Annotated in this window: 3 protein-coding genes and 2 pseudogenes (1 of these 5 cut by a window edge); 1 reads left to right on the top strand and 4 read right to left on the bottom strand. The window is 68.2% G+C overall.

Annotation, left to right across the window (positions count from 1 at the left end; translation table 11 throughout):
• Positions 1–184: 184 nt before the first annotated feature.
• From ACFE99_RS22190 to ACFE99_RS22175, 4 genes and pseudogenes are all read right to left on the bottom strand, one after another.
• Positions 185–879 (bottom strand): annotated as a pseudogene (locus ACFE99_RS22190) (ABC transporter substrate-binding protein); the annotation flags it as partial.
• Between the two features lie 41 nt (positions 880–920).
• Complete coding sequence (locus ACFE99_RS22185; protein ID WP_375488616.1) at positions 921–1,136, bottom strand: ferredoxin family protein; 216 nt, start codon at positions 1,134–1,136, stop codon at positions 921–923.
• Entirely contained in the window at positions 1,133–1,870 is a 738-nt protein-coding gene (locus tag ACFE99_RS22180) for a GntR family transcriptional regulator (RefSeq protein WP_375488614.1), read from the bottom strand. Before ACFE99_RS22180 ends, ACFE99_RS22185 begins: the two co-directional genes overlap by 4 nt.
• 185 nt (positions 1,871–2,055) lie before the next feature.
• Complete coding sequence (locus tag ACFE99_RS22175; RefSeq protein WP_375488612.1) at positions 2,056–2,718, bottom strand: pyridoxamine 5'-phosphate oxidase family protein; 663 nt, start codon at positions 2,716–2,718, stop codon at positions 2,056–2,058.
• Positions 2,719–2,759: 41 nt separating this feature from the next.
• On the opposite strand from ACFE99_RS22175, the pseudogene ACFE99_RS22170 reads away from it, so the two are divergent.
• Positions 2,760–3,466: pseudogene (locus tag ACFE99_RS22170) on the top strand (aminotransferase class I/II-fold pyridoxal phosphate-dependent enzyme) (it continues 641 nt past the right edge of the window).

Raw genomic sequence — 3,466 nt, 5'->3', positions numbered from 1 at the left:
CACGTGGCGCAGCTGCGCCGGATCAAGGGGATCGAGGTGCTGGTCGGAGAGCAGGGCGGCAAGCGCCGGCACCGCGGCACTCGGTGCGCGGCGCCGGCGAGTGCGGGCCGCGCCCTCCCGCACCTGCGCCGGCGAGCTGAGCCTGCAAGAAGGTGTCGAGCACCTCGGGGTGGGCGGCGGCCTAGGCGCGCCGCACCACGACACCGTGCAGCGTCGGGTAGTTCAACTCGGCCCCGTCAGAGCAGTTTGGCCTTGCCCTGGTAGACCAGCAGCCCGGGCCACGCCACGAACTGCGAAAGAGCTTGCACCTGACCGGATTCCAATGCCGACGCGCCGACCTGAGGCTGCTGGTTGAGCACCTGGGCGCCGGTGCTGGGATTCATGCCGGCGTTGGACAACCCACACCAGGGTGCCGTGCCCGGCTGAGCCGACGCTTGCCGACACCCTTTTTGCCGGCCAGGTCGGTCACCGTTGTTGCGGTCGAGTTCGGCGCTACCACCACCATGTTCAGCGCGCCCTTGGCGTTGTAGCCGGTGACCGAGACGATCTCGGTGCGGGCGCGCTCGTTGGCCTGGGTCTTGGATCCGTTGATCAGCATCGGGTAGTCGCCCATCGAGCCATGTCGATCTTTTCGGCGACCATCTGGGCGGTGATCGGCGTGCCGGTGTCGTAATCCTGCCCGACGACATGGTATTTCGTGCCGCTGCGTTTGGTGATGTCGGCGAGCCGGTGCTCTAAGTAGCCTTGCGCGCGCAGCAGCGTGCCGGCGGTCACGGTGTTGATGGTCTTGGACTGGTAGCCCACGACGACGTTGACGGCGCCGGATGACGAGTCCAGCGCGCACCCGGCGCCGACCACGGCGAGCACGGCCGCGGCCATCGCCAGTTTGACAGGGGTCTGCTCATGAAATGTCCGGGGCGCTAACGGATGAGGTAGGGCATGTTGACGGTGACGGCGCCGCTCGCGCAGGGGCCGCAGTACCAACGTTCGTCGACGTGCATGAAGGCCTTGCTTGTCTCAGGGTTGATCGCCAGCGCGTCGAACGGGCAGATCTCCACGCACAAAGTGCAGCCGTCGATGCACAACGACTCGTCGATCGTCACCGGGACATCGACGCGCTGGTTGACCAACGTCATGGCTTGCTCCTAATAAGGCTGCCGCGCATGGTGATTCGATCACCGCGCATCTGGATGTATTCGAGGTCGACGGGGCGGCCGTCGTCCAGGCTGGTACGCCGCTCGAGCATGAGCAGCGGTGCGCCGTCGGGCACCTGCAGCGTGGCCGCCGAATGCGCGTCGGCGGGGATGGCCTCTAATGCCAGCGTCGCCGCGCCGAGCCGTTGTCCGCTGACCTGCTCGATCAGCGCGAAGATGTCGTGAGTTTCCAGCGGGTGGGCGACGACCAGTTTGCCGATGTCGGGGGCAAGGTAGGTCAGATCAAGGCTCAGCGGCAACTCGCCGAGGTAACGCAGCCGTTCGATGAACACCACCGACTGATCCGGCTGCAATCGCAACCGGTTCGCCACCGACGGTGGGGCGGTCACCGACGTCGCGGCCCGTACTTCGTTGCGGACCTCGCCGTGGCCGGTGAACGTTTCTTTCAATCCCAGCAATGCGTCGAGGCCGTGGTCGTATCTGCGCTGGGCGACATGGGTGCCCACCTTGCGGCCGCGGTCGATCAATCCCTCGTTCTTCAGGACGGCCAGCGCCTCGCGAATAGTGTTGCGGGAGAAGAGGAATGCCGCGGCCAACTCGTGCTCGGCGGGCAGCCCCTCGTCGTACGCGCCGGTGTGAATCGCCTGGCGCAGCACGTCGGCGACCTGGCGGGCACGGTCGGCCCGGGGGCGACGAATCGGCAACGGTACGGCCACGCCGTCACGCTAACGCCGCTCACCGTTTTCGACCGGCCAGCAAGGGTTTCGGCCGCGCCGGTGGGTAGCGCATTGCGCCGCCGCCGCTTCCACGCCCACCAGCCCAAAGCGGCGTCTCAACCGGCTATTACGCCACCTGCCGACAGTCGTCGAGGTTTGGATCCCGATGAGCAGAACCGGCGCGGTTAGCTGACATAGCGCGCCAGGTAGGCAGGCACCGCTGTGGCCGGGTCGAGATCGATCGCCGGTATCGGCGCGCCGGCGGCAAGGGTCAGCGGCACGATACCCGCCCAGTGCGGCAGCGCGGCGTCGTCCGGATCGTCGACCGGGCCGCCGGTACGCACCTTGGCCGAGACCTCGACGAGGTCGAGTGCCAGCACGCCGGTGGCCGCGAGTTCGCGGGCGTCGGGGGCCCGGCTGTCGGCCGCCCGACCAGGCAGCACATGGTCGAGAAGGGCGTGCAGGACACCCATTTTCTGCTGCGGGTCCTCGACTGGGTGAGCGGTGCCCATCACGACGACTGAGCGGTAGTTCACCGAGTGGTGCAAGGCCGCGCGGGCCAGCACAAGGGCGTCGACGACGGTGACCGTCACACAGACCGGCAGGCCCTTCGCCGCGTTGGCCGCCAGCATGGGTCCGCTACCGGTGGAGCCGTGGAGGTACAGCGTCTCGTCCAGGCGGGTGTGCATCATCGGCAGGACCACCGGGCGGCCCGCGTTGACGTAGCCCAGGTGGCAGATCAGTGCCTCGTCGAGGGCCTGGTGGACGGTTTCGCGGTCGTATCGGGCACGCTCCCGATAGCGAGTGGGCGTCGTGTGCGGTGTGGGCAGATATGCCTTCGGGTCCAACGGATTGCCTTTACTGTTTGCACTAGTACATACTGGATTTTGTGCCAGTACAGTACACCATTCGTGGGTCGGGCGCGGTGGGCATTGCGGCGAACGTCGAGGACGCGATCTCCCGGGGCGCGCTGGCGCCCGGCGCCGCCCTGCCACCGGTGCGCGAGCTGGCTGCCCAGCTCGGCGTGAACCCCAACACCGTCGCGGCCGCCTACCGCTTACTGCGCGATCGCGGGGTCGTCGAGACCGCCGGGCGCCGCGGCACTCGGGTCCGCGAGCGCCCGGCGACCCCACCGCGATCGCTGCGGGGACCGCTCGTCCCGCACGGTGCGCGTGACCTGTCGACCGGCAACCCGGATCCAACCCGGCTACCGATAACCAATGCTGTTCTCCCGCAACAGGATACACCTGTGCTGTACGGGCGGCCCGCGATCTCCGCCGAGCTTGCCGAACGGGCTCGCGCCGACCTGGGTAGGGACGGCATCCCCGCCGAACACTTGGCAGTTACCAGCGGGGCGCTGGACGGCATCGAGCGGGTGCTCACCGCCCACTTACGCCCCGGCGACCGAGTCGCCGTCGAAGACCCGGGATGGGCGAACCTTCTCGATCTGTTGGCGGCGCTGGGCCTAACGCTGGAGCCGGTGCGGGTCGACGACGACGGGCCGCTGGCTGACGACGTCACCCGCGTGCTGAACCGCGGCGTGCGAGCCCTGATCGTGACCAGCCGCGCCCAAAACCCCACGGGTGCAGCGCTTTC

The sequence above is a fragment of the uncultured Mycobacterium sp. genome (genome assembly GCF_964249325.1).
Taxonomy (GTDB): domain Bacteria; phylum Actinomycetota; class Actinomycetes; order Mycobacteriales; family Mycobacteriaceae; genus Mycobacterium.
Note: the sequence above shows the minus strand (reverse complement) of the source record. Positions and strands in the feature narration are given on the sequence as shown.